18 protein-coding genes are annotated in these 22,272 nt (G+C 73.6%); 9 read left to right on the forward strand and 9 right to left on the reverse strand.

Translation table 11 applies throughout. The annotated features are described in order from the left end of the window. Positions 1–10 precede the first annotated feature (10 nt). On the forward strand, positions 11–1,255 hold the full coding sequence (locus tag D476_RS0102920) for an endonuclease/exonuclease/phosphatase family protein (RefSeq protein ID WP_026123171.1): 1,245 nt from the start codon (positions 11–13) through the stop codon (positions 1,253–1,255). Positions 1,256–1,317: 62 nt separating this feature from the next. Here D476_RS0102920 and D476_RS0102925 read toward each other — a convergent pair whose 3' ends face one another. The 3 genes from D476_RS0102925 to D476_RS0102935 all read right to left on the reverse strand — a co-directional run bounded on the left by D476_RS0102925 (position 1,318) and on the right by D476_RS0102935 (position 3,658). Beyond that, on the reverse strand, positions 1,318–1,533 hold the full coding sequence (locus D476_RS0102925; protein ID WP_017622491.1) for an EF-hand domain-containing protein: 216 nt from the start codon (positions 1,531–1,533) through the stop codon (positions 1,318–1,320). Between the two features lie 131 nt (positions 1,534–1,664). Further along, positions 1,665–2,576 carry a DUF3592 domain-containing protein gene (locus D476_RS0102930; protein ID WP_017622492.1) on the reverse strand — a complete coding sequence of 304 codons (912 nt, stop codon included), beginning with the start codon at positions 2,574–2,576 and terminating at the stop codon, positions 1,665–1,667. 152 nt (positions 2,577–2,728) lie between these two features. Beyond that, positions 2,729–3,658 carry a DUF3592 domain-containing protein gene (locus D476_RS0102935; RefSeq protein ID WP_017622493.1) on the reverse strand — a complete coding sequence of 310 codons (930 nt, stop codon included), beginning with the start codon at positions 3,656–3,658 and terminating at the stop codon, positions 2,729–2,731. Positions 3,659–3,907: 249 nt separating this feature from the next. On the opposite strand from D476_RS0102935, the gene D476_RS31900 reads away from it, so the two are divergent. Further along, on the forward strand, positions 3,908–4,549 hold the full coding sequence (locus tag D476_RS31900; RefSeq protein WP_017622494.1) for a hypothetical protein: 642 nt from the start codon (positions 3,908–3,910) through the stop codon (positions 4,547–4,549). Positions 4,550–4,802: 253 nt separating this feature from the next. After that, complete coding sequence (locus D476_RS0102945) at positions 4,803–6,302, forward strand: PepSY-associated TM helix domain-containing protein (RefSeq protein WP_017622495.1); 1,500 nt, start codon at positions 4,803–4,805, stop codon at positions 6,300–6,302. A gap of 102 nt (positions 6,303–6,404) precedes the next feature. Here the strand turns inward: D476_RS0102945 and D476_RS0102950 are convergent, their stop codons facing one another. From D476_RS0102950 to D476_RS0102960, 3 genes are all read right to left on the reverse strand, one after another. Further along, on the reverse strand, positions 6,405–8,771 hold the full coding sequence (locus D476_RS0102950) for an FdhF/YdeP family oxidoreductase (protein ID WP_017622496.1): 2,367 nt from the start codon (positions 8,769–8,771) through the stop codon (positions 6,405–6,407). Positions 8,772–9,015: 244 nt separating this feature from the next. Beyond that, complete coding sequence (locus D476_RS0102955; RefSeq protein ID WP_017622497.1) at positions 9,016–10,308, reverse strand: pectate lyase family protein; 1,293 nt, start codon at positions 10,306–10,308, stop codon at positions 9,016–9,018. A 224-nt stretch (positions 10,309–10,532) separates the two neighbouring features. Beyond that, positions 10,533–12,089 (reverse strand): OFA family MFS transporter, encoded by a 1,557-nt coding sequence (locus D476_RS0102960; RefSeq protein WP_017622498.1) that lies wholly within the window; start codon positions 12,087–12,089, stop codon positions 10,533–10,535. A 157-nt stretch (positions 12,090–12,246) separates the two neighbouring features. Between D476_RS0102960 and D476_RS0102965 the strand changes: the two genes are divergently transcribed. The 6 genes from D476_RS0102965 to D476_RS35420 all read left to right on the forward strand — a co-directional run bounded on the left by D476_RS0102965 (position 12,247) and on the right by D476_RS35420 (position 18,842). Beyond that, a complete protein-coding gene (locus D476_RS0102965) occupies positions 12,247–12,783 on the forward strand; it encodes a hypothetical protein (protein WP_017622499.1) in 537 nt (178 codons plus the stop codon). A gap of 166 nt (positions 12,784–12,949) precedes the next feature. Continuing rightward, complete coding sequence (locus D476_RS0102970) at positions 12,950–14,125, forward strand: FAD-dependent oxidoreductase (RefSeq protein WP_017622500.1); 1,176 nt, start codon at positions 12,950–12,952, stop codon at positions 14,123–14,125. 115 nt (positions 14,126–14,240) lie between these two features. After that, positions 14,241–14,831: a mycothiol-dependent nitroreductase Rv2466c family protein gene (locus tag D476_RS0102975; protein WP_017622501.1), complete on the forward strand. Its 591-nt coding sequence runs from the start codon at positions 14,241–14,243 to the stop codon at positions 14,829–14,831. A 216-nt stretch (positions 14,832–15,047) separates the two neighbouring features. Beyond that, complete coding sequence (locus D476_RS0102980; RefSeq protein WP_017622502.1) at positions 15,048–16,400, forward strand: Nramp family divalent metal transporter; 1,353 nt, start codon at positions 15,048–15,050, stop codon at positions 16,398–16,400. 247 nt (positions 16,401–16,647) lie between these two features. After that, entirely contained in the window at positions 16,648–17,484 is an 837-nt protein-coding gene (locus tag D476_RS0102985) for a LolA-like protein (RefSeq protein WP_017622503.1), read from the forward strand. A gap of 224 nt (positions 17,485–17,708) precedes the next feature. Then, entirely contained in the window at positions 17,709–18,842 is a 1,134-nt protein-coding gene (locus tag D476_RS35420) for a protein kinase domain-containing protein (protein WP_051061569.1), read from the forward strand. A gap of 34 nt (positions 18,843–18,876) precedes the next feature. Here the strand turns inward: D476_RS35420 and D476_RS0102995 are convergent, their stop codons facing one another. The 3 genes from D476_RS0102995 to D476_RS0103010 form a co-directional block, all read right to left on the reverse strand. After that, positions 18,877–19,692 carry a pentapeptide repeat-containing protein gene (locus D476_RS0102995; RefSeq protein WP_017622504.1) on the reverse strand — a complete coding sequence of 272 codons (816 nt, stop codon included), beginning with the start codon at positions 19,690–19,692 and terminating at the stop codon, positions 18,877–18,879. 131 nt (positions 19,693–19,823) lie between these two features. Beyond that, positions 19,824–20,033 (reverse strand): hypothetical protein, encoded by a 210-nt coding sequence (locus tag D476_RS0103000; RefSeq protein WP_017622505.1) that lies wholly within the window; start codon positions 20,031–20,033, stop codon positions 19,824–19,826. Positions 20,034–20,902: 869 nt separating this feature from the next. Continuing rightward, positions 20,903–22,222, reverse strand: coding sequence for a hypothetical protein (locus tag D476_RS0103010; protein WP_020380429.1), 1,320 nt, complete (start codon positions 22,220–22,222; stop codon positions 20,903–20,905). Positions 22,223–22,272 lie beyond the last annotated feature (50 nt).

Below are 22,272 nucleotides of genomic sequence, written 5' to 3' on the forward strand. Positions count from 1 at the left end.
AGAGGTGCGCATGAGCCCCCGCCCCCGATCCGCAGGCGCGGCCGCACTCGCGGCGGCCGCCCTCGCCCCCGTCCTCGCCACCGCGCCCGCGCACGCGGCGCCCGACCCGGCGGGCCCCGCCCCCGGCCCCGAGGGCGTGCGGTTCGCGACCTACAACTCCTCGCTGCACCGCGGCGCCGAAGGCGAGCTCATCGAGGACCTGTCCACGCCGGACGACGAGCAGGCGGCCGCCGTCGCCGAGATCATCCAGCGCGCCGAGCCCGACGTGCTGCTGGTCAACGAGTTCGACTACGACGCCGAAGGGCGCGCCGCCGAGCTGTTCCAGCGCAACTACCTGTCGGTCGGGCAGGGCGGGGCCGACCCCGTCGACTACCCCTACCGCTACACCGCCCCCGTCAACACCGGCGTCGCCTCCGGCTTCGACCTGGACAACGACGGGAACGCGGTCACCGAGCCCGGCGAGCCCGGCTACGCCGAGGACGCGTTCGGGTTCGGGCGGTACCCGGGCCAGTACGGCATGGTCGTCTACTCCAAGTACCCCGTCGACACCGACAGGGTGCGCACCTTCCAGGAGTTCCGCTGGGCCGACATGCCCGGGGCGCTGCTGCCCGAGGACCCCGGGACCGGCGAGGGCTTCTACTCCGAGGAGGAGCTGGCCGAGCTGCGCCTGTCCTCCAAGAGCCACTGGGACGTGCCCGTGCGGGTGGGCCGCGGCAAACCGGTGCACCTGCTGGCCGCGCACCCCACCCCTCCGGCCTTCGACGGCCCCGAGCGCAGGAACGTGCTGCGCAACCACGACGAGATCCGGTTCTGGGCCGACTACACGACGCCCGGCCGGGGCCGCTACATCTACGACGACGAGGGGCGGCGGGGCGGCCTCAAGCCGGGCTCGCGGTTCGTCGTCGCGGGCGACCTCAACACCGACCCCCACGACGGCGACGGGCACCCGCGGGCCATCCGGCGGCTGCTGGACGCGCCCCGGGTGAACGCCGACGAGGTGCCGCGCTCCGACGGCGGCACGGAGGCGGCCGAGCTGCAGGGCGGTGCCAACGCCGACCACACCGGGGACCCCGCCCACGACACCGGCGACTTCAACGACGCGGCGCCGGGCAACCTGCGCGTCGACTACGTGCTGCCCTCGCGCGGCCTGCCGGTGCGCGGCTCGGGCGTGTACTGGCCCACCACCGACGACCCGGCGTCCGAGAAGGCGGCGGCCGCCTCCGACCACCGCCTGGTCTGGGTCGACCTGCGCTAGCGGCCGTCGCGGCGGCGCACGGCCTCAGGGCGCTCCCGGGGCACCGCCCCTGGGGGCGGACCTCAGGAGCGCTCGTTCATGAAGCGGGTGTACTCCTCGAGCGTGATGAGGCCGTCGCCGTCGGCGTCCATGGCGCTGATGAGGGCCTCGGCGCGCTCGCGCGTCACCTTTCCGCCGAGCCGGTCCATCAGGCTGACCAGCTCGTCGGCGGAGATGCGGCCGTCGCCGTCGGCGTCGACCAGTTCGAAGGTGGCGGCGTACTCACTGGTCTCGGACATCGCGGGTGGTGCTCCTGTTCTCGGGTGGAAGCCGCGGCCCCGGGCACGGGCGCGCGGCGGGACGCGCCGGAACAGTACCAGCAGGCCGTCCCGGGGCCGCGGGCCCGGGGCGCGCCGACCCCGCTCCAAGGTCAGCCCGTCTGGGCGAACAGCGCGATCGTATTCCCGATGACCGGGAAGACGACGCCGAATGCGATGAACACCAGGGGCATGAGCTTCATCGAGGAGCCGCCCTCGGCGAAGAAGCGCATGGGCTCGGACGGGTCGTAGAGCACCTCGGTGTGCTCGCCGACCGTGCGCGGCCTGTTGGTCGAGGTCGAGCTGCGCGTGTGCACGTGCCGCCCGTCGGGCAGGACGTAGTGCACCGCGTAGGGGTAGTAGGTGCGCGTCGTCCGGCCGCCGTCGGAGTCGGTGCGGCGGCGGACCTCCATCCACGAATGCGTGATGGTGCCGGTGGTCCGGGCGGGCTCCTCGCGCAGGCGCCGCTGGCCGCGCCAGATGCCGATCCCGGCGAACAGGAAGACCACGCCGACGAGGGTGAAGATGCCGCCGACGGCGACGGGCAGCAGGTTCCGGTCCTCGGAGAGCGCGGACGCCAGCAGGAACGCGTAGAGGGCGGCCGCAGCGATGAACACGGGCGGGGCGGCGTACCGCAGCACGGGGCGGGGCTTCACGGGCTCCGGTGCGCCCGGGACGGGGTGCAGGTAGGGGTTGTCGGTGATCTCCAGGTTGTCCGGGTCGTCCGGGTCGAACAGCACGGGGACCCGCCAGCCGACGACGGGGACGATCCCCTGGAAGCCGCGGGTGAACTCGCGCTCGAACACGCGCCCGTCGGGCGCCTGGAAGCGCAGGGTGAACGGCACCTGCGTCCGCTCGGGCGGCGCGAGCGCACCGGTGGCGACCACCTCGGCCTCGCTGCGCACGCCGCCCTCGACGCGCCTGTTGCGCCGCCTCCGCCTGAGCACACCGCGGACGATGTTGATCCCGGCGAACACCACGGCGGCGACGATGAAGATGATGAGCGGGAGATTGACGTCATCCACCGGGGCGACCGCCCTTTCTTCTGCTCTCGAGGAACGACCGGCCGCGGGCGCGGCGGGAGGTGGCGCCCGATGCTAACAGCGCCTCCACCTGCGGACGGCCGGCGGTCCCCGCAGATGGGACGCCGGCCGCCGGGGTGTCGCCGCCGCGGGGTTCAGGCCTGTACCAGGGCGATGGCCGCGATCAGGAGGAGTGGGCCCCAGGCGAGGGAGAGGAGGAGCGCGGCAGCCCCGAGGGCGAGGCCGGAGCCCAGGGAGAGCACCTGGCGGAGCGCCTTCGGCGTCCCCGCGTACACGATCGTCGGGTCGGAGGGGTGGTAGACGACCGGCCTCACCTGGCCGGTGGCGCTCTGGACGTGGGCGGAGCCGGTGGGGACGCCCCGGCGGAAGAGGCGCCCGTCCGGCAGGCGGAACTCCACGGCGAAGGGGTACCACTTCCGGCCCTTCCGTCCGTACTCCAGCCAGCAGTGTGTGACCACGGCATGGGTCTCGGCCGCCTCGGCCGGGCCCTTCCACAGTCCGGGCCGGGTGTGGCCGAGGGAGAGCCATTGCCTGCCGACGGCGAAGAGCGCCATCAGGCTGAACGGGACGCCGATCAGGACGATCGGCGGCGGCGCCTGCGTGAACGCGAACGGCACCGCGAAGGCGGTGAGGAGCACGGCCAGACACGTGGGGCCGTAGTAGCGGACCAGTGTGAAGGCGCGACCGGGCGGTGGCAGGGCGGGTGCCCCCGGGACGGGGTGCAGGTAGGGGTTGTCGATGATCTCGGCCTTGTCGGGGGCCGCGGGGTCGAAGGCCACGCGGAGTGTCCATCCCGGCTGGGGGACGATGCCGTGGAATCCGCTGGTGAAGGTGTGGCGGTGCACCGTGCCGTCGGGCGAGGAGAAGCGGAGGGTGAAGGGGTGCTCGGTCTGCTTCGGCGGGGCGAAGTCGCCGACCGCCACGACCTCTGCGTCGGTGCGGACCCCTTCGCGCAGAAGCCTGCGCCTCCGCGCCTGTGGACGCTGCACCCAGAGGATGTTCACGCCCGCCATCACGGCTGCCAGGGACGCGACCAGGACGAGGCCGATGGGGCCCGTGAACATGTGAACACCACTTCGCGCTAGGGGAAGGAGATGAGCGGGAACCGGGCCGGATGCAGGGGACGCCGGATGATCCTACTGAGGCCCCGGCCGGACGACGCGCGCGGCACCGATCCGGGCTCCGGGGGCCCAAGACCTCGGACGCCCGGTACGCCGTCCCGGTTTCCGCGGCGAGAAGGCACGGATGCGGGGGACGGGTAAAGAGCGCCACCCCGGTGTCGCCGGCCCCGGTACCCGTGCGAGAGTCCTGCCATGGCAGACCCGTCCCCGCTGCGCACCGCACGCGCCGCCGTGTTCACGGCGGTGTGCGTGGGCATCAGCGCGGCTGGGCACGCGGCCACCTCCGGTCACGGCATCCCCGCGGGCGGCCTGCTCGCCGCCGCCCTGCCGGTCTTCGGCCTCGCCTACGCCGGGACGGCGCGCGAGCGCGGGTTCGGGGCCGTCGCGGTCTGGCTCGGCTGGATACAGCTGGCCCTGCACACGCTGTTCGCCCTGGCCCAGTCGTCGGGCGGGCACCACGGCGCCGCCCCCGCGGCGTCCGGCGCATCCGCCGGGTCCGCCGACCTGGCCGCCGGGGCCGGAGCATCGGTGCTCACCGGCGGCGTTCCGATGATCGCGGCCCACGTCGCGGCCACCGCCGTCGCCGCGTGGTGGATCCGCCGTGGCGAGGCGGCCGCGTTCGCCCTCGCCCGCTACGCGCGGGCGCTGTTCGACCGCGCGGTCCTCCCGGTGGTCCCGGACCTGCCGATCCTGCCCGCGCGCGCCGTTCCGGTGCCGGTCACCACCGCCCGCGCGCTGTACCCGGCGCCGCTTCTCCACTCGGTCCGCCGCCGGGGCCCGCCGGTGGGGTCTCCGACCGGACCTTCGGGCCCCGCGGGTGACGCGCTTCTCTGAGAGGCGGTGCGCCCGCCCGCCAGGAGGGCCGGTCGGCACGACATTCCCCGTCCAGGGCCGACGTCGTCACGACCGCCGGTTCACCGGGCTGTGAAGCCCAGCCCCGTCCAGGCCGACGCCGCATCCGTCCGACCAGGGAGCCCCCGTGGTCGGCGCCGCATGTGCCCGCGCGCTTCGGCCGTTCCCCGGTGCACCGCCATACGCTTCCGCGCCGTCGGCTCCTGGTCCGTGCAGACCCCAAGGAGCGACAGACATGTCCATCGAACCGGGTGTGCGTCCCGACGACGCCGCACCGGAGGCCGAGGCCGGTCGGCCCGACACCGGCCCCGACAGAACCCCGCCGCGCCCGTCGACCGGTGCGGCACTGCGCGCGCTGGTGCTCCGGCTCCACTTCTACGCCGGAATCCTCATCGCCCCCTTCATCGCCGTCGCGGCGGCGACCGGGCTCGTCTATGCCTTCAGTCCGACCCTGGAGCAGGTGGCCTATCGGGATGTGCTCCAAGTCGCGGCGGGCGGCGAGCGGCTCCCCCTCCAAGAGCAGATCGACGCCGCCGCCGAGGCCTACCCCGAGGGGACCCTGGACGCCGTCAGGCCCGCCGACGAGCCCGACCAGAGCACCGGCGTCCTGTTCACCAAGCCCGACGACGACGGCAAGCGGATGAGCGTCTTCGTCGACCCGTACACCGCCGAGGTGCTGGGGCGGTACGACTCCTACGGCAGCAGCGGCTCCCTGCCCATGCGGACCTGGCTCGCCGAGCTGCACAAGGACCTCCACCTGGGCGACCCCGGACGCATCTACAGCGAACTCGCCGCGAGCTGGATGTGGGTGATCGCCGCCGGAGGCCTCGTTCTCTGGCTCACACGGGGACGGCGCAACCGCCGCCCGCGCAAGGTGCTCCTGCCCGAGGGCGGCGGTACGCGCGGACGCAGGCGGACCCTCTCCTGGCACGGGGCGGTCGGCACGTGGGCCGTCCTCGGCCTGCTCGCGCTCTCGGCCACCGGCCTGTCCTGGTCGAACCTGGCGGGGGCGAACATCGGCTCCATGCGCGAGGCGTTCGGCTGGCAGACGCCCAGCCTGGAGGCGTCCTCGGGCGGCCATGAGGGGCACGGGGACTCCGGCGGCGGCCACGGGGACGGCCATGCCGAGCACGCCGCCCACGGCGGCGTGGGGCCCGACGAGGTGCTCGCCTCCGCGCAGGCCGCCGGGATCGACGGACCGGTCGAGGTCGCCTTCCCCGGCGCGGAACGGGCGACCTACACCGTCGCCGAGACGAGCCGCAGGTGGTCGGCCGACCAGGACCAGGTGGCGGTGGACCCCGCCGACGGCCGCGTCGTGGAGGAGCTGCGCTTCGAGGACTACCCCCTGATGGCCAAGGTGACCAAGTGGGGCATCGCCGCGCACATGGGCCTGCTGTTCGGCCTGGCGAACCAGATCGCCCTGGCCGCGCTGGCCTTGGCCGCGCTGACGCTCATCGTCCTGGGCTACCGGATGTGGTGGCAGCGGCGGCCGACCAAGGCGGGGCGGAGCACCGCCTTCGGCCGCCCGGTGCCGCGCGGGGCGCTCACCCGCCTCGACTGGACCGCGCGGATCGTCGTCGCCCTCGTGGCGGTCGCGGTGGGCGTGTTCCTCCCCCTGTTCGGGATCTCGCTGCTGGCGTTCCTGGCCGTCGACACCGTCCTCGGCCTGAGGCACAGGACGAAGGCGAAGCGGGAGCAGCAGAGGAAGGAGGAGGGCCTGCCCCTGGGCGCCTGAGCCGCTGAGCGCCCGACGGGGGCCGGGCGGCGCGGTCCGCCCGGCCCTTCCCTCCCGGGGCCGCCGTTCGGGAGACCGTCCGGGACACCGCTCGGGACACCGTCACTCCGACTTCCGCACCTCCACCCGCATGTGCTTCATGAGCGGCTGGTCGCTCTGCGGGCTGAAGTCGCCCATCGGCAGCAGGGCGTTCATCTCGGGCATGTACCCCGTCGCGCACCCGCGCGGGATGTCGTACGGCACCGCGCGGTACCCGTAGACCGTGCGCCGGGACCCGTCCTTGCCGATACTGGTGACGTCGACGTGGTCGAACTCCCGCAGCCCCCGGTCGCCCATGTCCTCGCGGTTCATGTAGACGGCGGTGCGCAGGTTCCGCAGCCCCCGGTACCGGTCGTCGTCGGAGTACACCGTGGTGTTCCACTGGTCGTGCGAGCGCACGGTGCTCAGCGTGAGCAGCCCCTCCCCGGAATCGGAGTCCGGCACCCCCGCCAGGGAGAACTCCGCCTTGCCCGAACCGGTCAGGAACACGCGTTCGCGCGCCGGCTGGGCGATGCGGAACCCGAGCGGGCGCCGCACCCGGCGGTTGAAGTCCTCGAACCCGTCGAGGACCTGCCCCATCGTGTCCCGCACGGCGTCGTAGTCGTCCGCGTAGCGCTCCCACGGCGTCGCGCTCTCAGGCAGCGTGGCCCGCGCCAGCCCGCAGATGATGGCGGGCTCCGACATCAGGTGCGGGGAGGCCGGGCGCTTCATCCCATAGGACAGGTGCACCATGCTCATCGAGTCCTCGACCGACACCCCCTGCTCGACGCCCCCGCGCACGTCCCGCTCGCTGCGTCCCAGGCACGGCAGGATGAGCGCCTTCTTCCCGTGCACCAGGTGGCTGCGGTTGAGCTTGGTGCCCACGTGCACGGTCAGCTCGCACCCGCGCAGCAGCCGGGCGGCGCGCGCGGTGTCGGGGACCGCCATCGCGAAATTGCCCCCCATGCCGACGAACACCTTCACCTCGCCGCGCTCCATGGCCTCAAGGGTGCGCACCGTGTCCAGGCCGGGTTCGCGCGGCGCGCGGATGCCGCACGCCTCCTCCAGCCGGTCCAGGAACGCTGCCTTGGGGCTGTGGTCGATCCCGCAGGTCCGGTTGCCCTGCACGTTGCTGTGGCCCCGGATCGGGCACGGCCCCGCACCCTCCTTGCCGACGTTTCCGCGCAGCAGGAGCAGGTTGACGATCTCCCGTACGGTGTCCACGCCGTGCTCCTGCTGGGTGATGCCCAGGCACCAGGCGATGATGGTCCTGCGCGAGCCCATGTACACGTCGGCGAGGCGGCGGATGCGCTCCCGGGAGACGCCCGACCCCTGCTCCAGCTCCGCCCACGGGGTCTCGGCGCAGATCCGCCGGTACTCCTCGAACCCCTCCGCGTGGCGGTCGATGAAGTCCCGGTCGATGGCGTACGGGTCGCGCTCGGCGGCCTCCAGCACCGCCTTGGCGACGCCGCGGACCAGCGCGAGGTCCCCGCCGATGCGCGGCTGGACGTTCATCGTCCCGGTGGACGTGGAGGTGAAGGTGGCCATGGCGGCGAAGTCGTGCGGGACGATGGTGCGCCCCGCCGCCGCCTCCACCAGCGGATTGATGTGCACGATGTGCGCCCCGCGGCGGCGCGCCCCGGCCAGGCGGGTGAGCATGCGCGGCGCGTTGGACGCGGCGTTGACGCCCATCAGGAACACGGCCTCGGCCTGGTCCCAGTCGTCGAGCATCACCGTGCCCTTGCCGCTTCCCAGGGAGGCGGTGAGCGCCCGGCCGCTGGCCTCGTGGCACATGTTCGAGCAGTCCGGCAGGTTGTTGGTGCCGAACTCGCGCACCCAGAGCTGGTAGAGGAACGACCCCTCGTTGCTCAGGCGGCCCGAGGTGTAGAAGGCGGCCCGGTCGGGCGAGTCCAGCGACCGCAGCTCCTCACCCACCATGGCGAACGCGTCGTCCCAGGCGATGGGGGTGTACCGGTCGGAGCGGGGGTCGTAGACGAGGGGCCCGACGAGCCTTCCCTGGTCCTCGAGCGCGAAGTCGCTCCACGTCTCCAGCTCGGAGACGGTGTGCGCGGCGAAGAACCCCTTTCCCGCGCGCTTGGGGGTCATCTCCCACGTGACGTGCTTGATGCCGTTCTCGCAGATGTCCAGGTTCAGGCCCTTGCGGTCGTCGGGCCACGCGCAGCCCGGACAGTCGAACCCCTTGTTCTCGTGGTTCATCACCAGCGTCGAGCGCGGGCCCTCGACGGGTTCGCGGGTCCGGGCGAGCACCTTGGCCACGCTCAGGGCCGCGCCCCAGCCCGCCGTCGGGTGGTGGTACGGCTGAAGCGACGGCTCCCCGCCGCCGGGCCCACGCCCCGAGGCAGGGACCCCCGGCGAGCCCTGGCTCAGCGGATCGGCCGCCGTCCCGGCGGCCCGGGGGTCCCGATCGCCGGTGGTCTGGTCAGCGGACATGCGCGCTCCTCCTCCGGTCGGCCCCGCCTGCGGCCGCTCCCCCGGAGACCTAGCCGGGAGCGTCGCGGAGGATGACCACCCGCGCGTCCGCGTTCGGCAAACCCTGCGCAAAGCCGCCCGTGCGGCAGGGCGGGCAGGGGGCCGCGCCCGGGACGAAGCGGAGCGCGGGCGCTCTCCCCGAGGGAGCCCTCAGGAGGGGCGCCCGCGCTTCTTCAGAAGCGGGCGGGAGGACGCTCCGCGTCCGTCAGTGCAGCCTGCCCGCCCCGGCCTTGGCGGGGACCAGGTGCGGCACCGCCCGCGTCGGGTGGATCTTTCCGTGCCGCTCGGGCTCCCAGCCCACGTCGGAGGAGAGGGGCGCCTCCGGGTGCGCCTCGTTGTAGGCGTCCAAGAGGTCGACGTACCGTCCCGCGAAGAGGGTTCCCTCCTCGTACAGCGCCGTCCCGCCCCAGGAGACGACGGTGTCCTCAGGGGCGATCCCCGGGGCCATGTCGAAGGAGTTGTTCTGGGCGTAGATGCCCGACTCCACGCCCGCGCCCCACGAGTACTGGTACGGGTAGTCCGTCCCGGAGCCGTGCGTGTAGTGGTTGTTGTACACGTGCACCTGGCCGTAGCGGACGCGCGGGGCGCGCTGCGTCACGTCGGTGAAGTGGTTGTGGTGCACGGTGACGCGCAGTCGACCCCGGTCCCCGTGCCTGTTGGAGTCCGTGTTCCCGATGAGCATCGTCTTGTCGTGCCCGTCGAGCACGTTCCAGGAGACCGTGACCAGGTCGCTTCCGCGGACCACGTCGACCATGCCGTCGTGGCGGTCCACCTGCTCCCCGTAGACGTGCTCCAGTCCGGAGTCGCGCGTATCGCCGTCGGTGAGCGTCAAGTGGTCCAGCCAGACGTGGCGGGAGCGCGACACCTCGATGTTGTCGTACTCGGCGTCCCAGTCCTCGCCGCGCCACTCGGGGAAGCAGTCGTAGGCGTCGTGCACCCCGAGATCGCGGACGATGACGTTCTCCACGCTCTCCAGCAGGATGCCTCCGTCGGACAGGGAGGCGCCGCCGACCCCGACGATGGTCGTGTTCGACCCCGGGGTGAGCAGGACGTGCTCGCGCTGGGCCCGGTAGGAGCGGTCGCGGGCCTCGGCCAGGGGGCCGTCCTCGCCGCCCTCCCAGTGCCCGGGGTCGAAGGCGTCGACGTAGGCGTCCCAGTCGTAGGCGGGGTCGGCGAAGTCGGCGCACTCCAGCCGGGCGCCGTCCGCGCCGGTCATCGCGCTGATGTCGCCCTCGACGTAGACGATCTTGGGGTGGTCGCCGCGGACCGCCCGCTTCAACGCGTCCCAGGTGCGCACGGTGGACACGTCCGCGTCGTCGGCGGCCGCGCCGCCGGTGGTGCCGCCCTCGGCCGATGCCCATCCGTCGTTCTCGGCGAGCGTCTCCCGGCCGATGTCGCGTCCGGGCGGTCGGGGGTCGGCGGCGGCCGGGGGAGCGGCGGCGGAGGCGGCCAGGACCGCCCCGGCGGCGAGGACCGCGAGTTGGGGTGCTCTCCTCACGGAGGTTCCTCTCTGTCCGGTGGGGGATGCAGGGGAGTAGGGAAGCGATTTCCGGACTTTCTGGGGTGTTCGTGACTGATCATGCTGTTTTTCTGATTCACTGACCGGAAAACGCTTACCGACAACCACGGTCGCCCGGATGGTGCTCCTGAGTCAAGGGGGGTGCGCGGTGCCGGGGCGAGGGGGCCGGGCGCAGCGCCCGCCCCCTCGCCGCTTCGGCCCCTCTACCCCGCGAAGAGCAGCACGGCAGTGGAGAGGACGCGGAAGAGCGCGTACAGCAGCAGAACCGACACGATCGCCCACGACACCACCAGCCAGGTGCCGCGTGCCCGTACCGCGCCGTCGCCGGTGGGTGCGGCGCCCTCCGCCGTGCGTTCCGCGGTGTCGCCGCCCTGGTCCCCGGCCGCCGCACCGGTACCGGCCCGCGCGGGCTCGTGGAACCTCTTGGAGACCGGGCGGATCAGCAGGTTGGCGACGAACCCGACGACCAGCAGCCCCACCATCGTCAAGAGCGGCGCCTGGTACGCGCCCTGTGTCAGCGTCCCCGGCTCGCCCTCGGCGTCGAGGAAGGCGTTCACGATGAGCGGCCCCGCCACCCCGGCCGCCGACCACGCCGTCAGCAGCCGCCCGTGGATCGCCCCCACCTGGTAGGTGCCGAAGAGGTCGCGCAGGTAGGCGGGCGCGGTGGCGAACCCGCCGCCGTAGAAGGACAGGATCAGGCAGGCGGTGGCCACGAACAGCAGCATCGACCCGCCGCCCACGGTGGCCATCAGCGCGTACAGCACCGCCCCGGCGCCCAGGTAGACCATGTACGTGGGCTTGCGCCCGATGATGTCGGAGGTCGACGACCACACGAAGCGCCCGGCCATGTTGAACAGCGACAGCATCCCCACGAAGCCCCCGGCGGCGACCGCCGTGACGGCGGTCCCGCCCCCGTCGCGGAAGAAGTCCTGGATCAGCGGACTCGCGTGCTCCAGGATGCCGATACCGGCGGTCACGTTGGTGAACAGCACGGTCCACAGCAGCCAGAACTGGGGCGTCCGCAGGGAGTTGGCGGCCGATACGCTCGCGGTGGTCACCATCGGCGCCTTGGCCGTGCGCGCCGGGTCGTACCCCTCGGGGACCCAGCCCTCCGGAGGGACGCGGATGAGCAGCACGCCCATCATCATCAGCACGAAGTAGCCCAGGCCGAGCACGGTGAACATGCCCACCAGCGCCCCGCCCGAGGCCACCGCCCCGGCCGTGCCGGGGTCGTAGACGGGGTCGAAGAAGGCCAGGAGCCGGCCGGAGACGGGGGTGGCGACCAGCGCGCCCCCGCCGAAGCCCATGATCGCCATGCCGGTGGCCAGCCCCGGGCGGTCGGGGAACCACTTGATCAGCGTGGACACGGGGGAGATGTAGCCCAGGCCCAGGCCGATGCCGCCGATCACGCCGTAGCCGAGGTAGACCAGCCAGAGCTGTCCGGCGGCGACGCCGAGGGCGCTGACGAGGAAGCCCGAGCCCCAGCACACGGCGGAGACGAACATCGTGGTGCGCGGGCCGACGCGCTCGACCCAGGGGCCGAAGACGGCGGCGGACAGGCCGAGCATGACGATCGCGACCGAGAAGACCAGGCCGACCCCGGTCTGCGAGGTGTCGAAATGGGCGATGAGCGAGTTCTTATAGACGCTGGTGGCGTAGGCCTGCCCGATGGACAGGTGGACGGCGAGGGCGGCGGGAGGGACGAGCCACCGGCTGTACCCCCGGGAGGCGACCGAGCGCTCGCGGTCGAGGACGCGCAACGCGGACAAGGGAGGACCTTCTTCCCGGTACTGGATATCGCATACCGTAAACCTCGGAATCATGGCACGTCGGGACCGGGGTCGGGAAGATCATGGAGCCTCCCGATCGGGTGGGGGGAAAGGGCATCCCCGCGCGCCGCCGGTGCGTCCAAGGGGCATGGCGACGATGGAGAGCGCGGCCCACCGAAGGGCGGGGCGGCGGCTGCGCCGCATACGGCGCGCGGGGTACGCGGTGGTCGCACTCGCCGCCGCCGGGGCCTGCGCGGCGGTGGGCGGCGGGAGGCAGTGCACGTTGACGGCCGCGATCGAGGGGGTGTCCCTCTCGGTCGCCCCGGCTGAGGCGGCGGAGGTCGACGGCGGAACCATGGAGCTCTGCCGCGGCGGCGACTGCGAGGAGTACGACCTCCGGTTCGACCCGGAGACCGCGGCCGTCGACCAGGGGTGCGACGGCGACACCTGCAGCGCCCGTTCGGAGCCGACGGGCGGTCTGGCCACGAGGGTCGAGGTGGAGCACCTGACGACGGATCGGATGGACGTCCGTGTCGAACTCCGGGACTCCGGCGGCGAGGCGCTCTTCTCCGACGAACTCGCCGCCGCCGCGGAGACCTCCTACCCCAACGGCCCCGACTGCCCCGCCGGACCGCCGCAACTGGCCCTGAGGATCGAGGACGGCTCCCTCCAGGAGCGCGGCTGACCCGCCGTCGGCACCGGAGGAGGGGGCCGGGCGCCGCCGCCCCTGCCTCCGCGGTTCCGCGATCTGTCACGGATCGGCCCGCCGCCGTGTCCTCCTTGGGAGGACCGTTCCTCCGGGCGGGGTGCCCGGAGCACGTGCGGTCAGGTGCCGGTGGCAAGGAGCGGACATGCCTTCAGAGATCACCATCATCGGCGGCGGCCTCGCGGGGCTCGTGGCCGCCAACGCCGCGGCAGAGCGGGGGGCGGCGGTGCGGCTGTACGAGGCGCACGCCGATCTCGGCGGCCGTGCGCGCGCCATCGCGGGCCCCTACCTCGCCCACGAGGGCGGCCACGTCTTCTACGCCGACGGCCCCCACTGGACGTGGCTCGCCGAGCGCCGCCTGGTGCAGCCGCTCGCCTGGCCGCCGGTCAGGAAGGCGGCGGGGGCCAGGTGGCTGCACCAGGGGCGCCTGCGGCGGATACCGCCGCCGTCCGTCCTGCGCATGGTCGCCCGGGGACGCCGTCTCAAGGCCCCCGTGGACCAGGACTTCCGAACGTGGGCGACGCGGCTGTACGGCCCCGGCGCCGCCGAGGAAGCGGCGAACGCCATCGCCGTCGCCACCTATGACGCCGACACCGGGCGCCTGTCCGCCGCCTTCGTCTGGGGGCTGCTCACCCGCGTGTACGCCCTCGGCGTGCCCGCCGTCCGGTGGACGGCGGGCGGGTGGCAGGCCGTGGTGGACCGGCTCGCCGCCCGCGCGCGCATGCTCGGCGCGACGATCGAGACCGGGGCCCGCCTCACCGAGATCCCCCAGGGCAGGGGCCCGGCCATCGTCGCCACGGAGCTCTCCTCGGCCCGGCGGCTGCTGGGCGACGATTCCCTGCACTGGGAGAGCGGACACTGCATGCTCATGGACCTGGCGGTGAAGGAGGAGCGGGACGACCCGTTCCTCTGCTTCGATGTGGACGGCGGCGGGTTCTTCGAGAGCTACTCCCAGCAGGACCGCACCGCGGCGCCACCGGGGGAGGGCCTCTACCAGCTCCAGGTGCCGATGCGCCGCGACGAGTCGTCGGAGCAGGGGCGGGAGCGTGCCCGCGCCTTGGCCGATGCGGGCATTCCCGGGTGGAGGGACCGGGTGGCCTGGCAGCGGACGGCTCAGGCACGCGGGAGGACCGGCGCGCTGGACCTCCCGGGCAGCACGTGGCGCGACCGCCCGGCCATCGACCGCGGGGACGGCGTCCTCCTGGCGGGGGACATGGTGGCGGCGCCGGGTATGCGCGGGGAGATCTCCATCAACAGCGCCGTCCGTGCGGCGTCCCTGGCCCTGCGGCGGACCGGGAGGTCGAAGGCGGCCCGCGGCTGACACCGAGGCCCGTACCCGCCCCGCGCCCTTGCCGGGCCCCGCCCCGGGTTTGCCCGCGCGCGGGCAAACCCGGCATCTCCCCGCCCGAGCCCGCGCACTGTGCCAGGATGGGGCGATGGACCGTGTCTGGACCGTTGACTTCTGGTTCGACCCCTCATGCCCCCTCACGCGCAACACCGCGCGCTGGCTCCTGGAGGCATCGGACCGCCGTCCCATCACGATCACGTGGCGGGTCATGAGTCTCTCCGTGCTTAACGAAGGGCGCGACGACGACCCTGAAGGCGATCCTGACGGCTACCTGTGGATCCCGGCGCGCATCTGCGCCGCCGTCCAGCACGAGCACGGGCACGACGCCCTCGGCCGCTTCTACCGCGCCCTGTGGTCGGCCGCCGAGAACGGCGACGGCGACTGGATCGGCGGCTTCGCCGAGGCCCTGGCCGCCGCCGGGCTGCCCCCGGAGCTGGCCGCCGCCGGAGAGGGCACCGACTACGACGGCGTGCTGCGCGCCTCCCATGAGGAGGGCACCTCCCTCGTCGGCGAGGGCACCGGCACCCCCGTCACCGCCGTCACCGCGCCCGACGGCGGCCGGACGGCCTTCTTCGGGCCCGTCGTCCACGAGGTCCCGACCGGTCCGTCGGCGGCCGACCTGTGGGACGGGGCGCTGCTCATCGCCGGGGTCCCGGGGTTCCGGGAGCTCAAGACGTGAGACGCCCCGGCCGGGTGAGCCCCGGCCCCGGGGCGGCGGCCGGGACCGGCCCCGACCTCGGACGATGGGGGACGAAACCGGCGTTCCTCCCCGTATCCTCCCTGGTCGGCGCTTGACATCCGGGGCGGGAACCTGCCTACTACTCATGCGAGACGTGGGGCCGTCCGGAACCCCTGACCTCCGGATACGCCCCGCACCCCCTGGAGAAAGGCACGCATGTCCCCCGCGAGCGAGCCGCTGCACCCCTCGGACGAACAGGAACTGAGGGCCCTGGACGAAGAGGCCGCGTCCCCGCCCGACCTGAGGGGGGTGCGCGCCCTCCGCTACATCGGTCCCGGCCTCCTGATCGCCATGGCGGGCATCGGCACGAGCCACCTGGTCACCGCCCCCGTCGCGGGCGCCAACTTCGAGTACGCGCTGCTGTGGGTGCTGCCGGTCGCCTTCCTGTTCAAGTGGCAGGGCTTCGAGCTGGCGGTGCGCTACACGGCCGCCACCGGCGAGTCGATCGTCGCGGCCTACGCCCGGGTGCCCGGCCCCCGCAAGTGGGCGGTGTGGGCCCTGGGCATCGCGACCCTGGTCATCGGCTGGACCGCCGNNCTCGGCGCCGGACCGCTGCTGCTGTACGGGATCGGCCTGTCGCTGCTGACCGTCGGCCTGCTGCTGTCGGGGCGCTACCGCGCCCTGGAGGCGGTCAACAAGGTGCTCGCCGTCGTGCTGGTGATCGGCACCGTGGTCGCCTTCGTGTTCGCCGGGGTGCGGGCCGAGTCCCTGATGTACATGGTGCTGCCGGTGATCCCCGCCGGGTCGGCGCTGATGATCGCCGGTCTGATGGGGTGGATGCCCACCGACCTGACGGTCGGCGTGTGGGGCTCGCTGTGGATGAAGGACAAGCGCAAGGGCATGGTCCGGATCCGCGAGGTGCTGGGCGAGGACGCGGTCGAGGACCTGCCCGAGCGCTACCGCGCCTACGCCGACGGCTGGTTCAGGGCGGCGCTGTACGACTTCCGCATCGGGCACATCGTCTCCTGGGTGATCGCCACGATGTACCTGCTGCTGGGCGCGGCGATCCTGTTCTCCGTCGAGGAGAAGCCCGAGGGCGCCGCCACGGTGCTGGCGATCTCGGGGATCTTCACCGAGACGGTCGGCCCCTGGATGTTCCCCGTGTTCCTGCTGGGCGCGTTCGCCGCCCTGTTCTCCACCGTGTTCATCATCTACGACGGCTTTCCGCGCGCCCTGGCCGCGTCCGCGACGACCGTCTTCCCGCCGCGCGCCGACCGCCCCTGGTGGACCGAGCGCAACGCCGCCCTGGGCATGATCGCCCTGATGCTGGTGAGCATGGTCGTGGCGCTGACCGTGCTGCCCGACCCGGCCTGGCTGGTCCCGGCCGCGGGCTCGGTCTCGTTCGCGATCAGCCCGGTGCTGTTCGCCATCAACCTGTACGTGGCGCTGAAGTTCATCCCGGAGCGGTACCGTCCCGGCCGCTTCGGGATCGTGTGGAGCTGGATCAGCGTCGCGGTCCTGACCCTGCTGACCATCTGGGTGGTCCCGCAGACGCTCGGCCTGTTCTAGGGCCCGACCCGGGGGACACGCCCCAAGGCATCCCGGGGCGGGCCCCGCCCCGCCCCGCCCCGGGCCCGGCCGCCGTCCGTGCACGCGGCCGACTCCGTCCCGACACCGAAACGGAGCGGAGAGTTTCTCGCCTTCGTGAGGAACCCGGCACCCCGGTCCCGCGTCAGACCGAGCAATGGACCGGAGACAACAGGCGCCCCTCCCACCCCCGCCTGTCATCCCCTTTCGCATGAGGAGTAGCCCTAAGATGCACAAGAAGTTCAGCGCGGCCCTCGCCGGTACGGGCATCGTTCTCGCGACCAGCGGCTGTGGCCTGCTGTTCGGCGGCGGTGGCGGCGGGGGCGCCGCCGGAGGCCCCATGTCCGACCTGAACCCGGTGGACCTGATCGCCGAGGCGGTCAATAACACCGAGTCGGTCGACAGCTACACCGCCACCATGGAGATGGGCGGCTCGATGTCCGGGGTCTCCCTCGACATGAACTCCGACATCGAGTACACGGCCACCCCCGAGCCGACCGTCAAGATGGAGTCCACCAGCAACGGGACCAGCTCCACCATCCTGATGCGCGGCAGCGAGATGGTCATGCAGTCGGACATGCCCGGCGCCGCGCCCGGGGGCCCCGAGTGGCTCCGCATGGACCTGAGTCAGATGGGCGAGCAGGGCGGCAACGCCGGGGCCCAGGACCCCCTCGCCGAGGTCGAGAAGCTGATGGCCGCCAACGACGTCCAGGAGGAGGGCTCGGCCGACGTCAACGGCGTCGAGACCACCCGCTACTCCGGCACCTACAGCACCGAGGAGGCGCTGCAGGAGCTCGACCCCGAGGCCCAGGAGGCGGCCCGCCAAGTCTACGACCAGTCCGGCGTGAGCGAGGTGTCCTTCGAGGTCTTCGTCGACGGCGACGGCCTGCCGCGGCGGGTCACCACCGACGCCGGCGGCACCGTCACCAGCTCCATCGACTTCACCAGCTTCAACGAGCCGGTGGACGTCGAGTGGCCCAGCGAGGACCAGATCGGGGACTTCGACTCGATGATGGACGACATGATGGGCGACCTGCCCGAGACCGGCGACGTCCCCTCCTACTAACCCCTCCGCACCCCGGCGCCCTCGGGCCGCCGGGCCGCGGCCTTCCGGGCGGTGCGCCACCGGCGCACCGCCCTTCGGCGTCTCCGGGGCGCTCCCGACGGCGCCCCACCCGTCGCGTCCTCCCCCGGGGGCGCAGGAATGACGCCGAATCCGGATGAATCGGTTGTCGGAGCCTGTGCGGGCGTGCTGGGGTGGAAGAGCGCAGGGCATGCGTACCGGAGGGGGTGAGGGCGACGGCGGAGGAGACGACGCGCCGGATCGGGCCCTACGGCATCGAGCGCTACCTCGGGCGGGACGGATTCGCCGGACGCCACCTCGGACGCGACCGCGACGGCGTCCCGGCGGTGGTGACGGTGCCGCGCGTCTCCGGCGGCGGAGGGCGGCGCGTGCGGCGGGAGCTGGCGCGCGACGTCGAGGCGGCGCGCATCGCGACGCGCTACGGACCCGCGCGGGTGCTGGCCGCCGACCTCGACGCGGACATCCCGTGGGTCGCCACCGAGTACATCGAGGGGCCCACACTCCTGGAGGCGGTGCGAAGACACGGCCCCCTCGGCGGGGAGGAGCTGCACAAGCTCGCGCTGGGCACGTCGTCGGCGCTCAGCGTCCTGCACTGGTTCGGCCTGGTGCACGGGGACCTGACGCCGTCCAACGTCGTGTTGGCCCCCGACGCCGCCAGGGTGACCGGCGCCGGGTTCGCGCGGGCGTTCGCGGCGGTCCGGCCCGACCTGGCGGCGCGCGCGGCCACCCCCGCCTACACGGCGCCCGAGCACCTGCCCGGGGCCGAGCCCCGCCCGCAGGAGGACGTGTACGCCTGGGCGGCGGTCATGGCCTTCGCCGCCACCGGCAGGGAACCGCACGGCCGCCCGGACATCCCCGCGGACCCGTCGGCCCGGCCGCCTGCGGGGGCGGTCATGGAGAAGCTGCGCGAAGTGGTGCCCCGCTGCATGTCCGGCGACCCGGAGCGCCGCCTGACCTCGGAGCGGCTGATGGTGTCGGTCGTGGCCGCGTGCACCCGGGGGCGTGTCCGGCGTCCCGAAGCCCGCCTGTCCTCGGCCCCGCCGACGGTCCCCGGGCCGCGCACCGAGCCGCGCCGCCCCCTCACCCCGTTCCGGTTCGACGGCTGCCCGCACGGGTCGCCGTACGCGCTGGCCGGGGCCATGCACGTCGCCCCGAAGCGCGCGGCGGACCTCTTCGCCGACGTGCAGGAGCGCGGCCGACTGCTGTCGTGGCTCTCGCTGGAGGTGCGGGACACCTCGCTCGACCGGAGGGCCCTGGCGGCCCGCTTCCACCGTCCGGCCGACGCCGCGGCGATGTTCGTCGCGCACTTCCGACCGGACCTGGCGGCCGGGCTCTCCTGACGCCGCGCAGGCCCGGCGGCGCTCCCCGGCGCGGCTACCAGTGCCCGGGGCGGTCCAGGATCCCGGGCAGGACGGTCGCCGCGTCGCCCTTGGCGGCGTTCACCTGGGGCTGGGTCAGGAACAGCGCACCGGACAGGTCGGCGCCGCGCAGGTCGGTGTCGCGCATGTCGGCGCCGAGGAGGTCGGCGGTGCGCAGGTCCGCGCCGCGCAGGTCGGCGGCGATCAGGTAGGCGCCGCGCAGGCAGGCGGCGCGCAGGTCCGCCTTGCGCAGGCGGGCGCCCATGAGGTCGGCGCCCGCGCGGTCCTTCCCGGGGCCGGGTGCGCCCGTGCGGACGAGTTCGCTCGTGCGCCGGAGCAGGCCCGCGGCCTCGCCGCGCACCGCGTCGGTGTCGACGGCCTTCAGCTCCTCAGGGGTGCCGAGGGACAGGCGCTCGGTCCTGTCGTGGGCGGCGCGCAGGTCCGCGTGCAGGGGTTCGGCCTCGGGGAGCTGCAATGCCTCGGTGAGGTACCACAGCAGCTCGTGCAGGCGCCGCATCACGCCGAACGAGGCGAACATGTCCTGGGCGGAGCCGGGGGCGCCGCGCCAGTCGGCCCCTGAGAACGTCCGCTGCGAGACCTTCTGCCCGGCGCCGAAGCATTCGAAGACCGTGCAGCCGGTGTACCCGCGCTCGCGCAGGTCGGCGTGGACCCCGCAGCGGAAGTCGCCGGAGAGGTTGCGGCAGGGGCTCGCCTCCGGCTTGTCGTAGGGGAACCCGGCCGCCGCCGAGAAGGGCAGGGCCACGCAGCAGAGGCCGAAGCAGTTCGCGCAGTCCGAGGCCAGCTCGGAGCGGCGCGCGTCGCGAGTGTGCACCGGAAGGCGATCTCCTGAAAACGGTGGGCGCGGCCGGACGCCGCGCCGTGACCGGCCCATTCTGCCAGCCGCCGGGGCCGCCCGTCCCATCGGCGACGGGGGCTGCGCGGGGGAGCGGGGGCCGGGGGCCGTCAGTGGCGCTCGAACCGCACCAGTTCGCCGTTGCGCAGGAGCGCGACGAGCTGCGCACCGGCGAGCCGGTCGCGGGGCAGGCCGGTGTCGGCGCTGATCCGGGAGACGGGCACGCGCTCGGTCTCACCGGGCCCCATGTAGGGGGTCGACAGGTGCGCCTCTTCCCCGAAGAGGAGAAGGATGCGCACGGGCATGCGTTCGGTGTCCACCGGGCTCCCTCCGGATGAATCAGGACCTCGCACAGGCGCCGCAGACGGCCCACGGGGTCACTGTAATCCCCGGACCTGGGGGACGGAGCGCGGATCGTGGGATCCGGCGGCCGAGGGCGGACACGAAGGGGCGGAGGGGACGGGTGGCGGAGGGCCCGTGGGGACACGGAAAGGCCCGGGCGGGTGTGCACCCGCCCGGGCCTTCCGAGTGTGCAGGCCTGGTACGGCGGTCGCCTCACGGCGCGGGGCACAACGCGGCTCCGAAGACCGCCGGGGCACCCTGGGGCGCCCGACGCGGTATTCCGCGAAGGCTTGTGAATGGAGCCCGGGGGACACTTGCTACCGCACCGGCCTGCGCGGGGTACAACGGGCGCACCCCGGGAGTTGTTCCAGGGACATCCGGCTCTTCCGGGAGATCCGGGTCACACCTGTCGCCGACGGGGGACATCTCGTCTCGTCGGCGGCAGGAACCCCTTCCGGTGGGAGGGCGTCGAACAGGGCGCCCGCACACTCGGGAGGGGCCGTGGACTCATTCGCATTCCTCACCGGGTCGCCGCCACCGACGACGGCTTCGCGTGCGGTCCCAACGGAGGGCATGCGCCCATGGCCGGTCAGGCACCGGGGCGGGGAACGCCGCCCGTTCCGTTTCACCGGTGGCCACGTGATCTGCTGGGAGGACACGGCGGTGGGGCCCAAGCCCGACCTTGTTCCTGCGGACTTCCTCGCCGACCTCCTCGGGCGGCGCCCGTCCGACACCTGGGAGCGGGCCCGGCGAGCGTGAGGGCGGGGCGCCGGAACCACCGTCCCGCGCCCCCGCCCTGCCCCCGTCGGGCTCCGATGAGCCCCGCTCGGTTCCGTGCGGTCCCGCCTCAGTCCCGCACGGACGCTTCGACGATCAGGGTGGTCTGCTCGGTGATGGAGTCCCGCATCTCCTCGAAGGACGGGTCGGTGACCGCGTCGCTGCCCTCGCCGAAGTGCAGGACCGGTGTGTGGATGTGCCCGGCCGGGATGTCGCGGCCGGTGGCGTCGCGCAACAGGGTGTTGCGGTAGGCGATCTCGTTGGACAGGTAGCTGCCCCCGCCGCCCGCGCGCGCCCGCGAGCCCTCGGTCGGGCCGCCGGGGCGCACCACCGGCTCCGTCCCGCCGGCCGGGATCTCGGTGACCTGCGTGTTGTCGACGACCGGGAAGGGCGAACCCGAGGTGGCCTCGACGATCGCGGGCCGGTCCAGGGTCGAGTCCGACCACTGGGGCTGCGGGGAGACGGTCGGCACGCCCTCGGGGATGGGGACCATCCCCGCCTCGCCCACGCGCTCGTTGTCGTCCGAACCGCCGCGCCAGGCGCCGTTGTGCGCCTCCAGGTCGAAGCGGCCCTCGCGGCCCTGGCTGACGGTGAAGACCGCGTCGGCCGGGCGGTCGCCGGTGTAGTGGGGGACCAGCGCCGACTCCACCATGCCGTCGGTGAAGTCGCGCCAGCGCACCGGGAACACGGCTGTCTGCACGAGGGTGGGCCCGGCCTCGGTCTCGATCACCGTGCCGTCCAGGGCCAGCGCGGCCGCGCCCGAGGGGTTGGAGCGGCGCATGTCGCCGTCGAGCCGGAAGGGGTCGAAGCCGGTGACGACGACGCGCTTCATGTTCGGGTTCCCCGAGAAGGCCATGTCGTCCTGCCCGCGCGAGGCGCGCTCCAGGACCTCGATGAGCCGGGCGCGGTCGGCGTCGGCCAGTTCGTAGGAGGGCTCCCAGCGGCGCAGGGCCGAGGTCATGCCCAGGCGGGCCCAGTAGAGCGGGCGGTCGTCGCCGGCGCTGAGGCCGTCCTCGGAGGTGTCCCGGGAGGCGCCCCGGTAGGGGCCGGTGCCCTGGACGCGCGCGACGGCGGCGCTCCAGAGGCGGTCGCCGTGCCGCCGGACGGCGTTCTCGGCGGCCTTGAGGTTCGGTGCCGAGCACAGGGCGCGGGTGAAGTCCGCGGCCGTGCCGTCGAAGCCGGAGCGGCGCAGGATCTCCTGCGGGACGTCGTCGGAGAGCCGCTGCTCCTCGACCGTGGCGCCGTCGGCGGCGAGGCAGTCGGCGGGGGGCTGCGCGTCGGCCTGTGCGGCGGCGGGCGCGGCGATGAGCGGGGCGGTGAGCAGGGCGGCGGCCGCGGTCCGCAGCGCGGCCGGGCCGGGGAAGGCGGTGGACGGGGAGGGGGTACGCACGGGGGATCGCTCCATACAAGTGATTTGTTCAACAATCCTCATGGAATCTA

This window comes from Nocardiopsis chromatogenes YIM 90109 (genome assembly GCF_000341185.1).
In the GTDB taxonomy this organism is placed as follows: domain Bacteria; phylum Actinomycetota; class Actinomycetes; order Streptosporangiales; family Streptosporangiaceae; genus Nocardiopsis_A; species Nocardiopsis_A chromatogenes.

Excerpts from the sequence above, each read along its gene's own strand:
- D476_RS0102920 (WP_026123171.1), top strand. The coding sequence starts at position 11 with ATGAGCCCCCGCCCCCGATCCGCAGGCGCGGCCGCACTCGCGGCGGCC.
- D476_RS0102925 (WP_017622491.1), bottom strand. The coding sequence starts at position 1,533 with ATGTCCGAGACCAGTGAGTACGCCGCCACCTTCGAACTGGTCGACGCC.
- D476_RS0102935 (WP_017622493.1), bottom strand. The coding sequence starts at position 3,658 with ATGTTCACGGGCCCCATCGGCCTCGTCCTGGTCGCGTCCCTGGCAGCC.
- D476_RS31900 (WP_017622494.1), top strand. The coding sequence starts at position 3,908 with ATGGCAGACCCGTCCCCGCTGCGCACCGCACGCGCCGCCGTGTTCACG.
- D476_RS0102945 (WP_017622495.1), top strand. The coding sequence starts at position 4,803 with ATGTCCATCGAACCGGGTGTGCGTCCCGACGACGCCGCACCGGAGGCC.
- D476_RS0102950 (WP_017622496.1), bottom strand. The coding sequence starts at position 8,771 with ATGTCCGCTGACCAGACCACCGGCGATCGGGACCCCCGGGCCGCCGGG.
- D476_RS0102965 (WP_017622499.1), top strand. The coding sequence starts at position 12,247 with ATGGCGACGATGGAGAGCGCGGCCCACCGAAGGGCGGGGCGGCGGCTG.
- D476_RS0102970 (WP_017622500.1), top strand. The coding sequence starts at position 12,950 with ATGCCTTCAGAGATCACCATCATCGGCGGCGGCCTCGCGGGGCTCGTG.
- D476_RS0102975 (WP_017622501.1), top strand. The coding sequence starts at position 14,241 with ATGGACCGTGTCTGGACCGTTGACTTCTGGTTCGACCCCTCATGCCCC.
- D476_RS0102985 (WP_017622503.1), top strand. The coding sequence starts at position 16,648 with ATGCACAAGAAGTTCAGCGCGGCCCTCGCCGGTACGGGCATCGTTCTC.